The 21,116-nt window shown below is 39.0% G+C and carries 19 protein-coding genes; 13 read left to right on the forward strand and 6 right to left on the reverse strand.

The genetic code is table 11. The annotated features are described in order from the left end of the window. The first annotated feature begins 95 nt into the window (after nucleotides 1-95). From FB2170_RS06560 to FB2170_RS06575, 4 genes are all read left to right on the forward strand, one after another. Complete coding sequence (locus tag FB2170_RS06560) at nucleotides 96-584, forward strand: YybH family protein (RefSeq protein ID WP_013305748.1); 489 nt, start codon at nucleotides 96-98, stop codon at nucleotides 582-584. Nucleotides 585-950: 366 nt separating this feature from the next. Further along, the gene (locus tag FB2170_RS17345) at nucleotides 951-2,045 is read left to right on the forward strand and encodes a nuclear transport factor 2 family protein (RefSeq protein WP_013305749.1); all 1,095 of its coding nucleotides are present in this window, start codon (nucleotides 951-953) and stop codon (nucleotides 2,043-2,045) included. A gap of 269 nt (nucleotides 2,046-2,314) precedes the next feature. Next, the gene (locus FB2170_RS06570; protein ID WP_013305750.1) at nucleotides 2,315-2,797 is read left to right on the forward strand and encodes a hypothetical protein; all 483 of its coding nucleotides are present in this window, start codon (nucleotides 2,315-2,317) and stop codon (nucleotides 2,795-2,797) included. 146 nt (nucleotides 2,798-2,943) lie between these two features. Next, nucleotides 2,944-3,423, forward strand: coding sequence for a membrane protein (locus FB2170_RS06575; RefSeq protein WP_013305751.1), 480 nt, complete (start codon nucleotides 2,944-2,946; stop codon nucleotides 3,421-3,423). Between the two features lie 5 nt (nucleotides 3,424-3,428). Here the strand turns inward: FB2170_RS06575 and FB2170_RS06580 are convergent, their stop codons facing one another. Continuing rightward, on the reverse strand, nucleotides 3,429-4,724 hold the full coding sequence (locus FB2170_RS06580; protein ID WP_041632702.1) for an aminopeptidase P family protein: 1,296 nt from the start codon (nucleotides 4,722-4,724) through the stop codon (nucleotides 3,429-3,431). A 154-nt stretch (nucleotides 4,725-4,878) separates the two neighbouring features. Between FB2170_RS06580 and FB2170_RS06585 the strand changes: the two genes are divergently transcribed. Next, entirely contained in the window at nucleotides 4,879-8,040 is a 3,162-nt protein-coding gene (locus FB2170_RS06585) for a WD40/YVTN/BNR-like repeat-containing protein (protein WP_013305753.1), read from the forward strand. A gap of 8 nt (nucleotides 8,041-8,048) precedes the next feature. Here FB2170_RS06585 and FB2170_RS06590 read toward each other — a convergent pair whose 3' ends face one another. After that, entirely contained in the window at nucleotides 8,049-8,618 is a 570-nt protein-coding gene (locus FB2170_RS06590; RefSeq protein WP_041632703.1) for a peptidylprolyl isomerase, read from the reverse strand. 84 nt (nucleotides 8,619-8,702) lie between these two features. Beyond that, nucleotides 8,703-8,987 carry a hypothetical protein gene (locus FB2170_RS06595; RefSeq protein WP_013305755.1) on the reverse strand — a complete coding sequence of 95 codons (285 nt, stop codon included), beginning with the start codon at nucleotides 8,985-8,987 and terminating at the stop codon, nucleotides 8,703-8,705. A 198-nt stretch (nucleotides 8,988-9,185) separates the two neighbouring features. Between FB2170_RS06595 and FB2170_RS06600 the strand changes: the two genes are divergently transcribed. From FB2170_RS06600 to FB2170_RS06610, 3 genes are read left to right on the forward strand one after another with little or no spacing between them, the layout of a single operon-like run. Beyond that, on the forward strand, nucleotides 9,186-10,172 hold the full coding sequence (locus FB2170_RS06600; RefSeq protein ID WP_013305756.1) for a ThuA domain-containing protein: 987 nt from the start codon (nucleotides 9,186-9,188) through the stop codon (nucleotides 10,170-10,172). After that, nucleotides 10,173-10,565, forward strand: coding sequence for a DUF2721 domain-containing protein (locus FB2170_RS06605; protein ID WP_013305757.1), 393 nt, complete (start codon nucleotides 10,173-10,175; stop codon nucleotides 10,563-10,565). It abuts the gene before it with no gap. 30 nt (nucleotides 10,566-10,595) lie between these two features. After that, nucleotides 10,596-12,842 (forward strand): carbohydrate binding family 9 domain-containing protein, encoded by a 2,247-nt coding sequence (locus FB2170_RS06610; protein ID WP_202795956.1) that lies wholly within the window; start codon nucleotides 10,596-10,598, stop codon nucleotides 12,840-12,842. Nucleotides 12,843-13,107: 265 nt separating this feature from the next. On the opposite strand, the gene FB2170_RS06615 is transcribed toward FB2170_RS06610, so the two are convergent. Beyond that, nucleotides 13,108-14,076, reverse strand: a complete 969-nt coding sequence (locus tag FB2170_RS06615) for a succinylglutamate desuccinylase/aspartoacylase family protein (protein ID WP_013305759.1) — start codon at nucleotides 14,074-14,076, stop codon at nucleotides 13,108-13,110. Next, on the reverse strand, nucleotides 14,054-14,944 hold the full coding sequence (locus FB2170_RS06620) for a RimK family alpha-L-glutamate ligase (RefSeq protein ID WP_013305760.1): 891 nt from the start codon (nucleotides 14,942-14,944) through the stop codon (nucleotides 14,054-14,056). The genes FB2170_RS06615 and FB2170_RS06620 overlap by 23 nt, the downstream gene beginning before the upstream one ends. A gap of 193 nt (nucleotides 14,945-15,137) precedes the next feature. Here FB2170_RS06620 and FB2170_RS06625 point away from each other — a divergent pair, with 193 nt between their 5' ends. From FB2170_RS06625 to FB2170_RS06645, 5 genes are all read left to right on the forward strand, one after another. Next, complete coding sequence (locus FB2170_RS06625; RefSeq protein ID WP_013305761.1) at nucleotides 15,138-15,815, forward strand: succinate dehydrogenase cytochrome b subunit; 678 nt, start codon at nucleotides 15,138-15,140, stop codon at nucleotides 15,813-15,815. A gap of 12 nt (nucleotides 15,816-15,827) precedes the next feature. After that, on the forward strand, nucleotides 15,828-17,843 hold the full coding sequence (locus FB2170_RS06630; protein ID WP_013305762.1) for a fumarate reductase/succinate dehydrogenase flavoprotein subunit: 2,016 nt from the start codon (nucleotides 15,828-15,830) through the stop codon (nucleotides 17,841-17,843). Nucleotides 17,844-17,921: 78 nt separating this feature from the next. Beyond that, on the forward strand, nucleotides 17,922-18,671 hold the full coding sequence (locus FB2170_RS06635) for a succinate dehydrogenase/fumarate reductase iron-sulfur subunit (protein WP_013305763.1): 750 nt from the start codon (nucleotides 17,922-17,924) through the stop codon (nucleotides 18,669-18,671). 69 nt (nucleotides 18,672-18,740) lie between these two features. Next, a complete protein-coding gene (locus FB2170_RS06640; protein ID WP_013305764.1) occupies nucleotides 18,741-19,223 on the forward strand; it encodes a very short patch repair endonuclease in 483 nt (160 codons plus the stop codon). Nucleotides 19,224-19,267: 44 nt separating this feature from the next. Beyond that, nucleotides 19,268-20,407 carry a methionine aminotransferase gene (locus FB2170_RS06645; RefSeq protein WP_013305765.1) on the forward strand — a complete coding sequence of 380 codons (1,140 nt, stop codon included), beginning with the start codon at nucleotides 19,268-19,270 and terminating at the stop codon, nucleotides 20,405-20,407. A gap of 1 nt (nucleotide 20,408) precedes the next feature. Here FB2170_RS06645 and FB2170_RS06650 read toward each other — a convergent pair whose 3' ends face one another. After that, nucleotides 20,409-21,056 carry a thioredoxin family protein gene (locus FB2170_RS06650; protein WP_013305766.1) on the reverse strand — a complete coding sequence of 216 codons (648 nt, stop codon included), beginning with the start codon at nucleotides 21,054-21,056 and terminating at the stop codon, nucleotides 20,409-20,411. Nucleotides 21,057-21,116: the final 60 nt, after the last annotated feature.

A 21,116-nucleotide genomic window follows, 5' to 3' on the forward strand; every position in this document is an offset into this window, starting at 1 on the left:
GGTGTTTTACACTTCTTGTCATCTTTATTACATACAAAATCTTGGTGTAAGAAGGTCTTGCACCAAAACAAAACCAACCATATAAATTATTTAGTATGAAATCAAGATTAACGTTAGCAAGTATTATTCTATCGGGTTTTTTAACTGCCAGTTGCGCCGCACAGGTAGATTTGGTCAATGATGAATTTCCTGAAGCCAAACAAGAAGTAATGGAAACCTTTGGGGCAATAGCACAGAGTATTAAAGACAAAGACCTGGACAAGCTCATTTCTTTTCACGCCTACAGCCCAAAGTTCACAGAATTCAAAAATGGTGAACCTAGAAATGGTGGTGAAGCAAATGAAACACACGAACGCAGTGTTTTTGGATCTGTGACCGAAGTCGTAAAATTTGATGCCAACGATCTACAGATTGCCGTATATGGCGATGTGGCCAATTTAACCTTTCATTCTGATTTTCAACTCAAATTTGGGGAAGACCTTGTAGTGGTAAACGATCAGATTACGTTGCTATTTGTTAAAACCAAGGATGGGTGGAAGATGGTTCATGAGCACCATTCGCCTTTGAAAAAGGAAGAGGGTTAAAAAGTGACATTAATGTAAAAAAGGCGGACTTTCTAGTTATACCGACACTTCATTTAACATGGAAAACAAAAAATAAAGGCGGTTGTGATAATCCATTCTTTTACGCCCGTTCAGGGCGTATACTAACGCAATTGGTCAGTGTATGAATGTAGTTGCTGCTGTTTTTTGAATCTGTAAAAAAAGAACTGGTGGATTTGCTTGCAGAATAATATACACTGAAGCCTTGGGATTCTGTTTCTTTTCCTCCGGAATCTGCCTAAAAATGAGTATGAGCCTATGGTCCTTGTTTAAGAAGGAACATATACCTGGAACCTTGAACGTTCCTTGACATCCTCCTGATTTTTCAGCAATCTTAATATAATTATCATGAAAACAAAACTAGTAGTAACTGTATTTCTTACATCCTTATTATTTTTATATGGGTGTTCGCAAAATGAAGACAATGTTCAAGAGACACAATCGAAATCTCAAGATTTGACTAAAGTCAAGGGCAAATCCGCATCAAAGGGCTCATCTGAAATTCACCGGAGATATCCAAAAGAACAAGCAGAGGTCTTAGCAACTTTTGGGGCCATTGCAACAAATATTACACTCGGAGCAGGACTTGGACCTAATTCCGACTTTATGGACCAACTTATCTCTTTTCATGCCTATGACGATAATTTTGTTGAATTCAATAATGGACTATCTTACGATAGTGCGGGTAATGAAGCTAATGAACGTGCGCTTTTTGGTACTATAGTAGACCCAGGAGGAGTTCAAAAATTTGCAGCTGTTCCTGGAACTTTGAAAGTTGCTGTTTATTTTGGAAATGTAGCTAATTTGACTTTTATCTCAGATTTTGAACTGATGATAGGTGGAAATTTACATAAAGTCAACAATCTAATTACTTTATTATTTGTTAAAACAAATGGTGAATGGAAAATGAACCACGAACATCATTCTCCCGTCAATGTTGAAGAAGCAATAGAGAGCTCAACTGGATCCAACCCTTCTGTTCCTGATTTTGGTTCAGAAGCGCAGCAAGAGGTCTTAACAACTTTCGGAGCTATTGCACAAACTATAATAGACGGAGCCGGAAAAGGATATGATAGCGAATATATGGACAAGCTGATTTCTTTTCATGCCTATGGAAAGAAGTTTGTTGAATTCAATAATGGAGAATCTTTTGATAGTGCGGGCAATGAACATAACGAACGTACTTTATTTGGCGAAGTAGTGTCTAATGTTCAATACTTTAACGCTGCCCCTGGAACTTTGAAAGTTGCTGTATATAATGGGAATGTTGCTAATTTAACCTTTCTCTCAGATTTTATACTGGATTTTAATGACGGGACAACAGGTTTTAGAGTCAATAATCTAATTACATTATTATTTGTTGAAGTAAAGGGTGAATGGAAATTGGTACACGAACATCATTCTGATTATAAAGGCCAAATCGATTGGCCATACCCTCTCTAGACTCAAATTTTTAAACACAAAAAAGCGCAAATTAATCTCTTGCGCTTTTTTTGGTTACATACTAATTTCACTATAAGAATAAAAAAGTAATTATAAATTCAGCTGCTCTAATCTACTATCATTCTATACCAAAAGAAATTAATTGTAGAGGGCATATGTCATAAGAGTGTGCAGTACTGATCCTTGTCATTGCCGACCGTAGAAAAACACGATAGTTTTATTGGTATAAACAGAAGGGGCTATGCCCCCCTCTTCAAAAATTTATCGCTATGAAAACGTACCTACCACTCTTTTTGCTCGCTTTGATTTCCCTGACTTTCTCCTGTACTAAGGATGATGATCCCGAAGACCTACTCACCAAAGACGGTAAGTTCCCAATCAGCGAACTCGCTGGAACCTGGGAGGCCACAAAAGCCCAATTTAGTGTAAGCTCCGTATCAGTAGACGTGGTCGAAGACGGCGGTACAGCCAGCATGACTGTACAATCTAATGGAAAGTTTGTTTTGACCATAAATCCCTTGGACCGCAATGCATATACTGTAAGTGGGGAACTGTTCTGGGAAGAATGGCAAGAAACCTACTACTTTGCAATTGTCTGGGATGATTATCCTGATGATTGGGATACCTACGGCCATACTTTTGATGGGACAACCCTATCCTTTAACGGGGGCACCGATAACGGAGAATATGACTTTAACAATGACGGGAATTCGGTGTCGTGCTCCATTCATTTCATTTTCACTCGTTCCTAAGGTTTCTCGACACTCCTAATCATAGTTGATACGATTACGAATGGTGCCATCTGCGCTATGAATGATCACATTGGCCTTATATTTTCGAACAAGAATATATGATGGTGGATTTCTAGCCTATATTTACACTCCTAATTGGATCAATCATGGAGCATTTTACTTTGGCGCGGGTCATTCACGTTATCGCCGTCGTCTTATGGATCGGTGGGGTAAGTATGGTGACCACCGTAATCATCCCTGCCGTAAAAAAAATGAAATCCAAAGAGGAGCAATTAAAGACTTTTGAACAAATTGAGGGCAGGTTTGCGCTACAAGCCAAAATCACTACCGTTTTAACAGGTCTCTCAGGATTTTATATGCTTTACGTTCTCGATGCTTGGGATAGGTATTTGGATTTTAAATTCTGGTGGATCCATGCCATGACCTTGGTCTGGATACTCTTCACCATCGTATTGTTCATCCTAGAACCGCTGGTGCTACATAAATTATTCAGAAAATATGGGAATGAAAACCCAGGGCGCACATTTGCCATCATGCACAGGGCACACTGGATATTATTGATACTTAGTTTAATTACCACAGCCGGAGCAGTTGCTGGTAGCCATGGCTGGTTATGGGTGAACTAAACAGGCTATGCCTGCTGCATCAAGTCCTCGATTTCTTCTATTTCAATAGGAATATTGGCCATTAGGTTGAATGGTTCTCCTTTTTCCTGGATCACCACATCATCTTCTAAACGAACACCCATATGCTCAGCAGGGATATAGATTCCCGGTTCTACCGTAAAAACCATATTGGCTTTCATAGGGGTTTTGAGTTCTCCATAATCATGGGTATTCAATCCAATATGATGGCTCGTGCCATGCATAAAGTACTTTTTATAGGCTGGCCAATCCTTATCCTCGTTCTGGACATCGGCCTTGTCCAACAAACCTAAATCCAATAATTCTGAGGTCATGATCTTACCTACCTCTTTATGGTATTCTGCCCAAATGGTTCCGGGAACCAATAGCTTGGTCGCTTCGTTCTTTACCTTTAATACCGATTGGTACACAGCTCTTTGTCGCTTGGTAAAGCTACCATTTACAGGGATGGTACGGGTTAGGTCACTGGAATAATTGGCATATTCAGCAGCGACATCCATCAACAACATATCGCCATCTTTACATTGTAAATTGTTCTCTATATAGTGCAACACATTGGCATTGCCCCCAGATGCAATTATGGGTGTATAGGCAAAACCCTTTGAACGATTACGTACAAACTCGTGCAACAATTCCGCCTCGATCTCATATTCCCAAACTCCCGGTTTAACAAATCCCAATAATCTTCGAAATCCTTTTTCGGTGATATCACATGCATTTTGCATCAATGCAATTTCCTCAGGCTCTTTGACCCCACGAATTTCCTGCATGATCGGGAAACTTTTGGCCGGTTGGTGCGCTGGGAATTTTTGTTTGCAATCCAAGATAAAACGGTCTTCCCTTGTTTGGGTGGTTACCGCTTGCCGGTAATGTTCATTGGTATTGAAATAAATGGTGGATACCTCAGTCATTAAATCGAAGAAAACCTTGTCAAAATCGGTCAACCAATAAATAGTCTCTATCCCCGAGACTTCGGTCGCTTTTTCTTTGGTCAATTTTGGGCCTTCCCATACCGCAATATGGTCGTTGGTCTCGCGAACGAACAAAATTTCCCGGTGCTTTTTATCCATCGCATCAGGAAACAATACTAAAATGGTTTCCTCCTGATCGGCACCACTTAAATAAAAAATATCGCGATGCTGTTCAAAATCTAAAGTAGAATCTGCACCTACCGGATAAATATCGTTGGAATTGAAGACCGCAATGCTCGATGGCATCATTTTAGACATAAATTTTTTGCGGTTCTTAATGAAGAGTTGACTGCTAATCTGTTCGTATTTCATATCACTATTTATAAAGGATAAATTTAATAATTAGATATTTGAAAGGGTCAATTTCTGAATTTAATTATCTTAGTGAATGCAACTTATCTTTGAATTTCCCCGATTCATTCAAATAGCAACCAATTAAAGGAATTTTTCTGCAGACAACCACCATATGAAATCAAAACTATTCACCCTTTGCCTTCTCTTTTTAGTAACATTTTCCAACAACGCACAAACCGATAACGAAGTTTTTAAAAACCTGAAATTCCGATTTATTGGTCCAGAAGGCAATAGGACCATAGCCATAGCCGCAGTGCCAGGCGACAATATGATCAGTTATGTTGGGGCTGCATCCGGTGGCCTTTGGAAAACCGAAGATGCCGGGGCCACTTGGAAATCTATTTTTGACGACCAAGATGTTTCCTCTGTTGGGTCTGTGGCCATAACCCCCTCTAATCCTGATATTGTTTGGGTAGGAACGGGCGAAACCTTTGTAATCAGGCCAGCGCATGCCATGGGTGATGGTATTTACAAGTCAGAGGACGCAGGTAAGACCTGGAAAAATATGGGTCTTGAAAAAACTGGGCGAATTGGTCGTGTTATTGTACACCCTACAAATCCCGATATCGTCTATGCCGCGGCATTGGGTCACACGTACGGACCTCAACAAGAACGTGGTATCTATAAAACAACCGATGGTGGTAAAAACTGGAAACGAATTCTATTCGTCGATGAAAATACGGGTGCTGCGGATATTGGTTTAGATCCCCAAAATCCGGATCGCCTTTTAGTCGGCATGTGGTCTATTCATATAAATACCTGGGGATTACGCAGTGGTGGTCCTGGCGGAGGAATTTATCGCTCTTTGGATGGTGGTGATTCTTGGGAAGCCCTATCCAAAAATGGGCTGCCAGGAGGAAAAAACAATCCCGTGGGAAAAACCGGAATAGCCATTTCGCATTCCAATCCCAATGTGGTATATGCTTTGTTTGAAATTGATAGTCCGGCTTTATATAAGTCCGAGGATTTTGGTGAAAGCTGGACCTTACAGACACGTAATCACGATATTAATGAGCGTGCCCCGTATTATACCCGAATGGCGGTTTCTACGGCTGATCCCAACGAGGTTTATTTTGCCAACGTAAAATTCAGCACCTCAAAAGATGGTGGTAAAACGATAAAAGGCGGTTATAAGGCAGGAGGGGATAATCATGATATTTGGGTAGACCCTACCAATGCAGATCGCATAATGGTCGCGCACGATGGTGGTGCCAGTATAAGTTTGAACCATGGTAAAACTTTTCAAAGAATAGTGCTCCCCATTGCCCAGATGTATCATGTTTCTGTTGATGATCAAATACCCTATAATGTCTACGGTAACCGTCAGGACGGGTATTCCTATAAAGGCCCCAGCAATAGCCTACAAGGTTATATACCGATTGGTCTTTGGGAAGGCGTAGGTGGCTGTGAGAGCGGGTTTGCGCAACCCGACCCGTTTGACAATGATATAATTTGGTCCGGATGTTATGATGGTGGACTCGAGAGATTCAATGCCAAAACAGGGCATGCGCAAGATGTTCGGGTTTGGCCAGAAGCTGGTTACGGTTGGGCACCTGCGGATATGAAATACAGATGGTATTGGTATTTTCCGCTTGAGTTTTCAAACCATGTAAAGCATCGTGTTTATGTAGGTAGCCAATTTGTACATAAAACTGACGATAATGGGCAAAGCTGGCAGGTGATCAGCCCAGATTTGACCTTGAACGACAAATCGCATCAACAGAGTTCTGGCGGTATTGCAACCGACAACCTAATGACCTTTGATGGTTCTACCTTGATATCAATTTCAGAATCGACCCTAGAAGAAGGGGTCATTTGGACGGGTAGCAATGATGGCCAAGTACATATTACCCGAGATGGTGGAGAAAATTGGACCAATGTGAGTTCAAATATCACGGATCTTCCAAAGTGGAGCACCATATCAAATATAGAAACCTCCCGTTATAAAAAAGGCACTGCTTATATAAGTGTTGATTTGCACCAAATGGGTGATTTTGACCCGTATATTTATAAAACTGAGGATTATGGGCAAAGCTGGAAGAAAATCAGTGACAATATCCCGAAGTCCGTTCATAGTTTTGTGCACGTGGTTAAAGAAGACCCAAAGCGTGAAGGTATGCTGTATGCCGGGGTTGACAACGGGCTTTACATAAGTCATGATGATGGCGAACACTGGATGCGTTTCCGAAACAATTTGCCGCCAGTTCCGGTATACTGGCTCGCAATTCAAGAACGGTTTGATGATTTGGTCGTAGGAACCTACGGAAGAGGCTATTATATTTTGGATAACATTGCGCCACTGCGAGAGTTTGATTTAGATGCAAAAGATAAACAAGCGCATCTTTTTAGTTTGCGACAGGCTTATAGATTCCATGATAAGCAAAGCATAAAGACGGATGGTCCCAGTAATAATTCCGGGAAAAACCCTGGTTATGGGGCAGACATTCACTATTACTTAAAAGACAGTACGGATCAAAAGGTGGAAATACAGATATTAAATGCCAATAATGAAATCATAAGAACCTTAAAAGGCAAAAACGATAAGGGCATACATAGAACCATGTGGGATTTGCGATATGAACCCACTTATAAACCAAAATTAAAATCGACCCCTCCAGGAAGACCATGGGTACAGCTGAAAGGAGAAGGTTGGCGACCATTAGTGACTTGGGATTTGGATCTATGGCGCGGACAATTTGGTCCAAAAGCGGTTCCTGGCAATTTCAAGGTAAAACTTGTTATTGGCGAGGAAGAATATGTACGAGATCTGGAAGTACTCAAAGATCCCGTTTCAGAAGGGTCCTTAGAGAGTATACAGGAACAAGTAGCTTTTTCATTGGAACTGCGTGATGCCATGAACCTTGCGGTTACCATGATCAATGATATTGAGGACATTCGTGCCGAACTGAACGAAATCATCCCTGCCTTAAAACGTAAAAGCGATATTAATCACGCAACTGAGTTACGCTCTGTGGCAGAGGAAATTGTAGGCCATCTTTATGATATTCATTTGACCGGAGCAAGGGAAGATGCCTTTAGATCTCCGATGAAATTATACGGTAGACTAAGCGCTTTGGCAAGCGATATTGGCGGACATGGAATAGACTTTAAACCCACCGATCAGCAACGCGATGTGTATGCAATCTTTAACAAACGATTGGAAAATGTGAACAAGAAGTTCAAAACCTTTATGAAGGTAGAGGTGAAAAAGCTTAATTCCCAATTGAAAAAAAGCAAGCTGCAGATCCAATTGGACAAAAAAATTAAATCGTAACCAATAGATTATTTTATTACACCAAACTCTTGAAGGTCTTTTGCTTTCATTTTAATGATATTCACATCCATAGTTATTGGGGTAAGGGGTTCGTCTATTGAATCCCTTGGGCTGTTAACGATAGCATCGACGACACCCATCCCTTTTATCACTTTTCCATAAACGGTATAGTCGCCATCCAAACGATGCTCCCCTTTCTTATTGTGTACAATATAAAACTGACATCGTGCCGATAGCTTATCAGGGTTACCATCCCTACCAGCACCAAAGGCACCATATTCATGTAAAAGTTTATCGTTGAATTCTGGCTCCAACAAATATTCCGGGTCATTAAAACCCTCAGGAGTATCTGGGCAACCTCCTTGGGCAACAAAATCTGGAATAACCCTATTAAAAGTGAGGGAGTCCCAATAACCGTCATTTGCCAGTTGAACAAAGCTATTCTTATGATTTGGGGTTTCTTCATAAAGCCAAACCAGTATTTCACCCTTTGGAGTATCTATCTGCCCTACGTCATACATCTTTTCAGAAGAGCAGTTTGACAATAAAAAAACGATGGGAATCAATAACTTATACATGTGATGATTTCTTTTCAGGAAAGATAAAAAAAAGAGGCCAAATTGACTTAGCCTCCTTCCTTGATTTAAGTTGGTTAATTTACTTTATTTAGCCATGGCTTTTTTAATAACACCTATAATTGCCATTAAAACACCACCACCAACACCACCGCCAGCAACACTACCTAAAATTCCTGCTATGTCCATTCCTCCAGCATCAACGTCCATTCCAAGCATGCCTAGAAGTTGACCTCCCAATCCACCACCTAGAATACCAACAATTGAATTTCCTAGGGTACCCAAGGACATATTCTTTAATAACTTTCCAGCTACATTGCCCCCAAGGGCACCTGAAACCAGTTGAATAATTAACGGTAAATACTCTTCCATTTTTAAAATGATTTAGTTGATTATAATCATAAATTTAACAAAATATTGCACATATATTCATTTTACAAGTTAATTATTGCTGATTTGTAATTTTTAAACTCTTTTTTATAACGATTTGAAAATCAAGGAAAACACCAGTGAAACCTTGTAAATTGAAGTATGATACCTTATTTTTAATGACAGTTAAATTCTTATAAAATGCGATTGAAATCCCTTATACTATTACTAACATTATGCCTTTCCTTTTCAGCAATTTCCCAGGAAAGATCTAAAGGTCAAGAGAAGAAAATAACGGCACTTATCATTGATGGTCAGAACAACCATGATCAATGGCCTAAAACAACTTTCATGTTGAAAAAATATATGGAGGAAACGGATTTGTTCAAAGTTGATATAAAGCGTACAGCATATACTTGGAAAGGCGAGCCATTTTTATCGGATTTTGCTATAAAAGGAATGGATAAAACAATAGCTAAGAATGAGCCACAAACCGACCCTGATTTTAAACCTGATTTTTCCAAGTATGATGTAATCCTATGCAATTTTGGATGGAATGCCGCACCTTGGCCCAATGAAACCCAGACAGCATTTGAAACGTACATGAAAAATGGAGGGGGATTGGTGGTTTTTCATGCCGCAGACAACTCTTTTCCAAAATGGACCGCATACAATCAAATGATTGGCTTAGGGGGCTGGGGCGATAGAACGGAGAAGGATGGTCCTTATGTTTATTATAATGATTCTGGTGAAGAGATTCGCGATATGACCCCGGGAAATGGTGGCTCCCATGGACCACAACATGAATATACCATTCAACTAAGAAATTCAGAACACCCGATAACCCGAGATATGCCCTCTAAATGGCTGCACACCAAAGATGAATTGTATGAGCAACTTCGTGGTCCTGCCAAGAATATGGAGATTCTGGCCACTACATACGCTGCCAAGGAATATAAAGGAACAGAAAGGCATGAGCCAGCATTAATGGTAATAAATTATGGTAAGGGACGTGTTTTTCATAATATCATGGGGCATGCAGACTATTCGGTACAATGTGTTGGTTTCATAACCACCATGCTTCGTGGCGCAGAGTGGGCTGCCACCGGAAATGTAAGCATCCCTATTCCGGATGATTTTCCCACTGCTAATGAATCAAGTGCTCGAATTTTTACAAAAAAAGAATAGATGCAGCTGACCTTAAGTATTCCCGCGCTGCTTTTTCCGGCAATTTCATTATCAATGTTGGCATATAATGCGAGATACTTGGCAATTGCCGCTTTGATTCGACAATTGCATCAGAAATATCAGGAAACCGAATCTACCACTGTGGGTTTACAAGTTAAAAAACTGAGAAAACGATTAACTATTATCAAGAATATGCAGGCCGTAGCTATAATAAGCTTTCTACTGGCTGTTATTACCATGTTTTTGATATATGTTGAGCTTGATTTTTGGGCCAATCTGGTCTTCGGAATAAGTTTATTCGCCTTGATGGTTTCTTTGATTCTATCATTGATTGAAGTACAATTATCAACGAAAGCATTAGGAATACAGTTGGAAGATATGGATGTCTCTTAAAACTAAAAGGATTAGCGTAAAGAACTCATTATGAATCGCTTTTTAATGAATATTGTTAATGTAATTTGTCTGATTCCTTTATGTTTTTTTTCACTTCTAGGATCAAGTCAGGATATTGGCAATGGGCAGGCGCCTAAGGAAATTAAAGGACGTTTACTCAATAACACTGAGCTACATTTAGATGGTATAGTAGACGAGGAATTTTGGGTGAATATTCCGGGAAATGGAAATTTTCTAATGCAAGAACCGAAAGAGGGCGGTGAACCAACGGAGCGCACAGAAATAAGGATCGCATTCGATCAGCAAAATATCTATATCTCAGTAATTTGTTATGACAGCGATCCATCAGGGATAAAGGCTTTTCAAATGAAAAGAGACGCATCACTGGAAACGGACGATCGATTTAGATGGGTTTTTGACACATTCATGGACAAACGAAGGGCTTATTTTTTTGAAATAAATCCTTTGGGATTGCGTGGAGATGGTCTTATTTCTTCAGGACAAGGGCAAACTCTGAATCAAGACTGGGATGGTATCTGGAAAGCATGGACACATATTGGCGACTTTGGCTGGTCGGCCGAAATTAGGATTCCTTTTAGGAGCATAAACTTTGATTCCAAAAGTGATACCTGGGGGATAAATTTTCAAAGAACAATCCGTCGTAAAAATGAGGAACTACTATGGACAGGTCACCACCGTAATCAGGGATTGTTACGACCACAAAATGCCGGCATACTTACAGGCCTTGTTAATCCATCACAGGGAATAGGGCTTGAAGTCGTCCCTTACTTCATAACACAGGTAGGAAAGGAATATAACAATGAAATAGATGAGTATACAAATGACGAATCTGCGGATATGGGATTTGATATTAATTATAACATTACGCCCCAATTGAAGGCTTCTTTCACGTATAACACTGATTTTGCACAGACCGAGGTAGACGATAGACAAATAAACCTTACTCGTTTTCCTTTACGTTTTCCTGAAAAAAGAGATTTTTTCCTTGAAGGATCTTCAATTCTACAATTTGCTCCTCAAAGTCGTGTAGATCCTTATTTTAGCCGTAGGATCGGCCTAGTTGACGGGGTGCCTGTCCCCATTAAGTATGGTGGTCGTCTTATAGGAAATATCGGCAAGAACAACATTGCACTTATACATACTCGTACAGGGGAAAAGGGGGAATTGAATCCGGAAAGTTTTACCGTGGCCAGATATAGACGCGATTTTTGGAAAGAGAGTGCAATCGGCATATTATATACCCATAGAAGTACCGAAAACGATATGTTGTTTGGTAATCCCGTTCAAGATAGAAAAACATTAGCGGCCGATCTAACTTTGAGCACTTCCGAATTCTTGGGCGACAAAGTACTGCAGTTCTCAGCTTTTTTTGTTGGGCACAATCCTGATTCGCCTTTTGACGACTCCACAACATTGTCAGATCGATCGGTACGCGGTCTACGATTTAATTTTCCGAACCAACCTTGGTCTGCCTGGGTTTCGTATAGGGAATTTGGGGATGAGTACAATCCAGCGGTTGGGTTTAACCGAAGGAATGGTTTCAAAAGATTACAACCAACAATTAAATACGCTCCTTTATTTGAAAAAAGCAATGTCATAAGAGAGATAGAATGGGGTATAAACTACGAGTATCTCACTTCATTAGAAAACAAACTTCTTACCGAAAATCTTAGGTTTACCTTAGGTGAAATCAGATTCGAATCAGGTGAGAGTTTAGGTGTTGAAGTATCTAGAAACTATGAACTTCTTGATGAAAATTTTGATATACTTGGAGACGGTTCAGTAATCGTGGTTCCTGGAGAATATGTGAATTGGAATTACGAATTAGAGGCCTCTTCCGCATCATTTCGGAAGATATCTGGTTCTATTGAATACGAATCCGGAGGGTTTTGGACTGGGAATATTTCCAGCTTGGATTTGGGCTTAACTGTTCGTCCTGTACCTGGTATTAATCTACGCAGTGGGTATAGATATTCAAAAGTAACAGCTGAAAATAGTGGGTTTAACACAAATTTGTTTCAGATAGATCTAGGGCTTGATTTTACCCCCGATATTTCGTTGTCATCAAATATTCAGTTTGATGATGTAAGTGAGATTTTGGGCACTAATACCCGTTTTCGATGGATAGTTACTCCTGGGACCGATGTTTTTTTTGTATATAACCACAATTGGCTGAACAACCCCACATTTGACAATAGGTTTTTTACAATACAACAAGGAGGGGCTATGAAAATTGTTTACACCTACCGTTTTTAATGGAATGGTATTGAAAAGAACAGTAAATTCTTGTTTTTTAATCTTAATTCAGATGCAATGGAGGAGTTCTTTACAAACTCCTTGGTTTGTTCGTTCCGCATTTTCGGCATTATGATAGATTTATTGGTTGGTTATCGATGAAATTAAGGTTGAAATCGGATTAAACAAACCATTTAAAGATGGTATCAGCTTGCAAAAACAAACTAGTTAGTCTATTCTGGAAATCCTTGGTTTTTTTAAGGGAATTAATGAGTTAACGCCATTTTTACCCTTTTCCAATGTGAAATAGAGCATCTCCTTGGTTCACCACGGCCTGATGATTAATACTAAAAACATAACCATCATAGGGTGCTTTGATTTTTTTACTTCGCTTTGCATATGTATCAGTTATCAATCCTAGTTCTTGACCTTTTTTAATCTCACTCCCATTAGTAAGCTCAGGAATGAACATTCCTGCTGTTGGTGCTCGTAACCATTTACGCTCCTGTAATTGAACTGTTTTCATCCGCTCGACATATTTGGGCTCTATTTTAGAAATCATACTAAAATGCTTCAATACATTTAAGATGCCCTGCATACCTTCTAAAATGGAATAATCATCAAATCGCATACTTTCCCCAGCCTCAAAAACAATGGATGGCTTGCCCATACGAAAAGCTGCATTACGAAATGACCCTTTTATCAATCTGGATGAAAATGAGTAAGGGGCATTGAATATATGGGCCAATTCGCTACTATAATCATCTTCTTTTGTAAATCGTATTTGTGGAAAATTGTGACGCTGCGCACCTCCTGTATGCAGATCTATCGCAAAATCCATCTGATGCATTATCTCTGACACATAATGGTAAGCAATTCTGCTGGCCATTGAGCCCGACTTTGTCCCTGGAAAACTTCGGTTTACATCCTTACCGTCAGGAACATCCCTGGAAAAATGAATAAAACCAAAAATATTAAGTATTGGTACAGCAATTACAGCACCCTTCTTAATTCGAAACTGTTGTTCATCAAGCATTCTCCGAACGATTTCAATACCATTGATTTCATCACCATGTAAACCCGCTTGAATCAAAATGGTTGGTCCAGGGTTTTTAGCATTGAACACGTAGATAGGAATATCTATCAGTGTTCCGGTCGGAAGTCTGTCAATATTTATTTTCAATAGCTTTTCTTCCCCCGGAGCAACTGTTTCACCTCCGATAATAATATTTCTATTTTCGTTTTCTTTGAACATTTTTCTCAACAAAAAGTATAATTTCTTTAGCAATGTTTACGCCTGTGGCAGCCTCAATTCCTTGTAAACCTGGAGAAGCATTTACTTCTAACAACAATGGCCCTTTTTTAGATCTGATCAGATCCACCCCTGCAACACCAAGACCAAGATATTCAGTTGCTTTCAAGGCTATATATTTTTCCTTGGGAGTTATCTCAATACCTTCTGTAAGACCTCCCCTATGTACATTGGAGCGAAACTCATCAACTGGACTGGTGCGTTTCATACTAGCTATAACTTTATTTCCAACTACGAAAATTCGAATGTCCTCACCATTGGATTCTTCAATATATTTTTGAAGGAGAATACTAGTATCCATCTTATAAAAAGTATCAATAATTGATTTTGCTGATTTCTCAGATTCCGCCAATATAACCCCTAGACCTTGCGTACCTTCTTGAAGTTTAATAATCACTGGAGGGCCGCCCAACAATTCTATCTGTTCTTTTATATCGTCTGGATTTATTGAAAATAAGGTGTCGGGAATAGGAATGTGTTTTCTTGAAAGAATTTGCAACGTTCGGACCTTATTTCGTGCTCTAGAAATGCTTAGCGCTTTCGCAGTACTGAAAACTCCATTCATTTCAAACTGTTTTACTATTGCTGCCCCGTGTCTAGTTACTTTAGCTCCTATTCTAGGTATGATGGCATCAAAAGCATTTGTCACATTTTCATTTAAATAATACACTTTTGGTCGAGATGACCCCAATTTAACGGAACATTTGGTGTGGTCTATCAACTCAATATAATGTCCAAGTTTTTCAGCTTCTTCTGCAATGCGCTTGGTAGAATACACATTCATACTCACTGAAAGAAGTCCGATATCCATTAAATTAACTGGTTAGTGATTCAATTGGTATGTAATATCGGTTAAAAATTACAATTTTACCAAAACCAAAAAGGCGTTTTATACGAATTGAATCCAAATTGATTAAAATCAATCTAAATAAGGCGCTAAACCCCTGCAAAGTTTGTTAATATTTTAGCAGATCAGTAAATTTGCAACCTAAATTCAACTACCAATGAGCGGGTTCTTTAATTCTTCAATCGGTAGGAAGTATGCGATGGCACTTTCTGCTTTTTTTCTTATTATTTTCTTAGTCATTCATTTAGCGGTAAACATAACTTCACTTTTCAGTGAGAACTTATTTAATGAGCTTTCCCATTTTATGGGCACGAATCCATTAATACAGTTTGCAATGCAGCCTGTTCTTATCTTTGGGGTTGTATTTCATTTTGTCATGGGATTTGTTCTTGAACTTAAAAATAAGGGGTCAAGAAATGTAAAGTATACCAGAAACAATGGCGCTGCAAATTCTACTTGGATGAGTAGAAACATGATTTATAGCGGTTTGGCAATCCTTGCCTTTATCGTGTTGCACTTTATCGATTTTTGGATTCCTGAATTGAATACTAAATATGTTCAAGGCGATATGACCGGAATGTTGGAAGGTGCAGACGGTTATCGTTATTTTGAAGAACTACAACATAAGTTTGTTGAACCTTGGCGTGTTGGTGCCTATGTAATAGCCTTTGTGTTATTGGCATTGCACTTGCTTCACGGATTTACCTCAGCGTTCCAATCCATTGGAGCGACAATGGGAAGAAAAAAGTTTATGAAAAATATTGGCACGGCATATTCAATATTGATTCCATTAGGATTCATTATAATAGCTCTTTGTCATCATTTTAACCATTAATACCATTTACTTATGTCTGTATTAGACTCAAAAGTGCCTGAAGGGCCAATTAAGGACAAGTGGACCACCTATAAGGACAAGATAAATCTTGTAAACCCTGCGAATAAACGTCATATTGATATTATTGTTGTGGGAACTGGACTGGCAGGAGGTTCTGCCGCTGCAACCTTGGCGGAGTTAGGCTACAATGTAAAAGCATTTGCTTACCAGGATTCTCCACGTAGAGCTCACTCAATAGCAGCACAAGGTGGTATTAATGCCGCTAAAAACTATATGGGCGATGGCGATTCTACTTATCGTCTTTTTTATGATACTGTAAAAGGGGGTGATTACCGTTCTCGTGAAGCGAACGTACATCGTTTGGCTGAAGTTTCTGGAAATATAATTGACCAATGTGTAGCTCAAGGGGTTCCTTTTGCTCGTGATTATGGCGGTCTGTTAGACAACCGTTCTTTTGGCGGGGTATTGGTTTCAAGAACTTTTTACGCTAAAGGACAAACTGGGCAACAATTATTGTTAGGTTGCTACTCAGCAATGAACAGACAAATTGCTCGTGGTAAGATTGATATGTACAATCGTCACGAAATGTTGGATGTGGTTAAGGTTGATGGGAAAGCAAGAGGTATTATTGCACGTGATTTGATCACAGGTGAAATAGAACGTCATTCAGCACATGCCGTTGTTATTGCAACAGGAGGATATGGAAATGTATATTTCTTATCAACCAATGCAATGGGATCCAATGCAACTGCTGCTTGGAAAATACATAAAAAAGGAGCGTTTTTCGCAAATCCTTGTTTTACTCAAATACACCCAACCTGTATTCCACGATCAGGTGATTATCAATCAAAATTAACATTGATGTCTGAATCATTGCGTAATGATGGTAGAATTTGGGTGCCCGCAAAGTTAGAAGATGCTAAAGCAATTCAAGAAGGTAGATTAAAACCTACTGAATTGGCTGAAGAAGATAGAGATTACTACCTAGAACGTCGTTATCCTGCATTCGGTAACTTAGTGCCACGTGATGTAGCTTCAAGAGCTGCAAAAGAACGTTGTGATGCTGGTTACGGAGTAAATGCAACTGGTGAAGCTGTTTATTTAGATTTCGCGGCTGCTTTTGTGCGTTATGGATCAGAACAAGCAAAAATAAAAGGGCTTAAGAATGCTTCGAAAGAGGAAATAATAAAATTAGGTCAAGAAATTATTGAGCAGAAGTACGGTAACTTATTTCAGATGTATGAAAAAATCATCGCTGAAAATCCGTATGAAACACCAATGATGATTTATCCTGCAACTCACTATACTATGGGTGGTGTTTGGGTTGATTACAACTTAATGACAACCGTTGATGGTTTGTATTGTATTGGTGAAGCCAACTTCTCGGATCACGGGGCAAACAGACTTGGAGCTTCTGCCTTAATGCAAGGTTTGGCCGATGGTTACTTTGTATTACCTTATACTATTGGCGATTATTTAGCTGATGATATTCGTACTGGTCCTATTTCAACGGAGACAAAAGAATTTGATGAAGTTGAAAAAGAGGTAAAAGATAAAATTGACTTCTTTATCAATAATAACGGAACGAAATCTGTTGACCACTTCCACAAACGTTTAGGTAAAGTAATGTGGGATAAAGTAGGGATGTCTAGAAACGAGAAAGACCTAAAAGAAGCGATGGTTGAAATTAAAGCCATTCGTGAAGAGTTCTGGAAAGAGGTAAAAGTTCCTGGTGACGCAAACGAAATGAATCCTGAATTGGAGAAAGCAGGTCGTGTAGCGGACTTTTTAGAATTAGGAGAGTTGTTCGCTAAAGATGCATTGATAAGAAATGAATCTTGTGGAGGACATTTCCGTGAAGAATCTGTAGAATTGGACGGTGAGCAAAAAGGAGAAGCAAAACGTAACGATAAAGACTTTGCTTTTGTATCTGCTTGGGAGTATAAAGGAGAACCTGCAGATGCCGTACTTCATAAAGAAGAATTAGAATTTAAGGATATAGAATTAAAACAACGTAGTTATAAATAGTGGTGAGGTATTAGATGTGAGATATTTATTTTTCTCATTTCTCAATACACAATACTTATTACTCAATACTCATATAGTATGAATCTGACGCTTAAAATTTGGAGACAAAAAGGACCACAGGATAAAGGCAAGATGGTCGATTACAAGGTTTCTGACATTTCAGAACATATGTCATTCTTAGAAATGATGGATGTTCTAAATGAACAGCTTGTAAATTCGGGTGAAGAACCAGTTGCTTTTGACCATGATTGTCGTGAAGGTATTTGCGGCATGTGCTCCTTGCATATAAATGGTGAAGCCCACGGTCCCGATAGAGGTATTACTACCTGTCAATTGCATATGCGTATGTTCAAAGACGGTGATACTATTACTATTGAACCTTGGAGAGCAAAAGCTTTTCCTGTAATCAAGGATTTAATAGTTGATAGAATGGCTTTCGAACGTATACAACAAGCTGGTGGATATATTTCTGTAAACACATCAGGAAATACCCAAGATGCAAATGCCTTACCTATTTCAAAACACAATGCAGATGAAGCCATGGATGCTGCTGCTTGTATAGGTTGTGGAGCTTGTGTTGCAAGTTGTAAAAACTCTTCCGCCATGTTATTCGTTGGAGCTAAAGTTTCTCAATTTGCATTATTACCACAAGGACAAGTTGAAGCTGCTGACCGTGTTAAAAACATGGTTGCCCAAATGGATTTGGAAGGCTTTGGAAACTGTACAAATACGGGAGCTTGCGAAGTTGAATGTCCTAAAGGAATTTCTTTAGAGAATATTGCACGTATGAACCGTGAATTGGTTAAAGCAAGTTTAATTAAGTTCTAAAACACTTACCCCGACTATAAATTTTAAAAATCCCATCTGGTTTCAGATGGGATTTTTTTATCTTTAGTTATGCCAAAACCCTATTCCAAAGAACCCATCAAGGTTCCTCGATTTAATGAAGAATCTGGGTTTTATACTACCCCTGAACGCTCTAAAATCATGAGCAAGATTCGTGGTAAAAACACCAAACCAGAACTTGCTTTTCGAAAAGCACTATGGGCTATAGGATATCGATACAGGGTTGATTCGAGAAAATTAATAGGCAGACCCGATATTGTTCTCAATAAATACAAAACAGTCGTCTTCATTGATGGCGAGTTTTGGCATGGTCATAATTGGGAAGAACGAAAGCATAAAATAAAATCGAACCGAGATTTCTGGATTGCCAAAATTGAACGGAACCAACAGCGAGATGCAGAAGTGAATTTAGCACTTGGCCAACAAGGGTATAAAGTATTCCGGTTTTGGGAGCATCAGATAAAAAAAGAATTGGATGAATGTCTTCAAAAAGTAATTGACCATCTTCAAAAAACAAGTTCTCTAAACCTTTAAGGTTTTATTACTTTTATAAATCGAGAACTAAATTATGCCCAACTATGCCCATAAAATCAAAGCTCCCCAATGTAAAAACAACCATTTTTACAACTGTCGGGAAAATGGCCAAACAGCACAATGCCTTAAATCTATCACAGGGCTTTCCCAATTTTGAACCCGATCAACACCTACTCGATTTGGTTACAAAAGCCCTGAATGAAGGGCATAACCAATATGCACACATGGCGGGTTTGCCCAAACTAAGAGAAGTCATTACCAATAAAATATTGACCTTGCACCACAGGGAATATAACCCAGAAACAGAAATAACGGTTACGAACGGAGCTTCACAAGCTATTTTCACGGCTATTACAGCATTCGTTGAGCCCGGAGACGAGGTAATTGTATTTAAACCTGCCTATGATTGTTACGAACCGGCTATTGAGGTAAATGGTGGCAGCCCTGTTTATTTACAATTGAATCAAAATTTCAAAGTTGATTGGGAAGTATTCCGAAATAAAATAACACAAAGGACCAAAATGGTCATTGTGAATACCCCACACAATCCGAGTGGCACAATCTTTTCCAAAGAAGATATGCTTGAACTTCAAAAGAGTTTAAAAGACACCAATATTATCGTTATAAGCGACGAGGTGTATGAACATATCGTCTTTGATGGTTATGTGCACGAAAGTGCATCCCGTTTTGATGATTTGGCATCACGCAGTTTTATCTGTGCTTCTTTTGGGAAAACTTTTCATGTGACAGGGTGGAAAGTGGGTTACTGCGTCGCACCTGCCGAACTAATGCATGAGTTCAGAAAGACTCACCAATTCAATGTATTTTGTGTAGATCACCCTCTGCAACATGCACTGTCAACTTATCTTCAAGAACCTCAACATTATTTAAACCTCAATAATTTTTACCAGAAAAAGAGAGACTTATTCCTTAATGGCCTCAAGGGTTCACGTTTTGAGATAGCACCTTCAAAAGGCACTTATTTCCAATTGCTTGGATATTCAAAAATCACGGATGAAAGTGATGTCGACTTTGCCAAAAGATTGATCATTGAATACAAATTAGCATCAATTCCCATTTCAGTATTTAACGTTGGAGGTCAAGACAATAAAGTCCTTCGATTTTGTTTTGCTAAAACGAATGATACGCTCGAACAAGCAACTGAAATTTTGAAAAAGCTTTAAACTAATCTACAGGTACAATTTTGTAATTAGGTATATAAGAGGCGTTCTGAACAATAGCTTTTAGGTCTTTTTCCAAAGAAACCTTAGGGGTTTCGACAATTCGGTTTACTTCTTTCCCATCTTTCAAAATAATAAATGTGGGGACTTTTATAATGTCATGCCCTCTTTCCTCACCAGTTGGGCTGTTTTTATAATTCTCACGTGCATTGTCCACTCCAACCATAGTGAGATTTTCCATAGGGAAATCAATACTATCCAAAATTTTATAAAAACGAGGGATTTCACGTCTGCTATCACCACACCAAGTGCCCATAAAAGCCAGAATCTCATATTTCTTCAATCGCTTTTCAATGATGGTTAGTACTTCCGAATCTACCACATAATTATCATAATTGGTTTTGTACCATTGGGCAAAAGAATTTTGCTTTAGGCCTTCTTCATTTATAACACCCAGAAGCTTTTCTCTCCCGTTGGTGTCAGTTGATTTTTGATTGATTTCCTGAGCCCAAGTATTTAGAGTGCCCAAGCCGAATAAAACTCCGATTATCAGTATAGTTCGTGTCTTCATAATAAAGGTTGTCATTTCTTCAAACCTAGGGTCAAATGGCATAATTACCCATAAAAATGTACCATCTGCATTGAAAGTCATTTCAACAACAGTCCTGTATGAACCAACTGTTCTTTAGCGTTAATTGACGTTTATACCTTT

The organism is Maribacter sp. HTCC2170 (assembly GCF_000153165.2).
In the GTDB taxonomy this organism is placed as follows: Bacteria; Bacteroidota; Bacteroidia; order Flavobacteriales; family Flavobacteriaceae; genus Maribacter_A.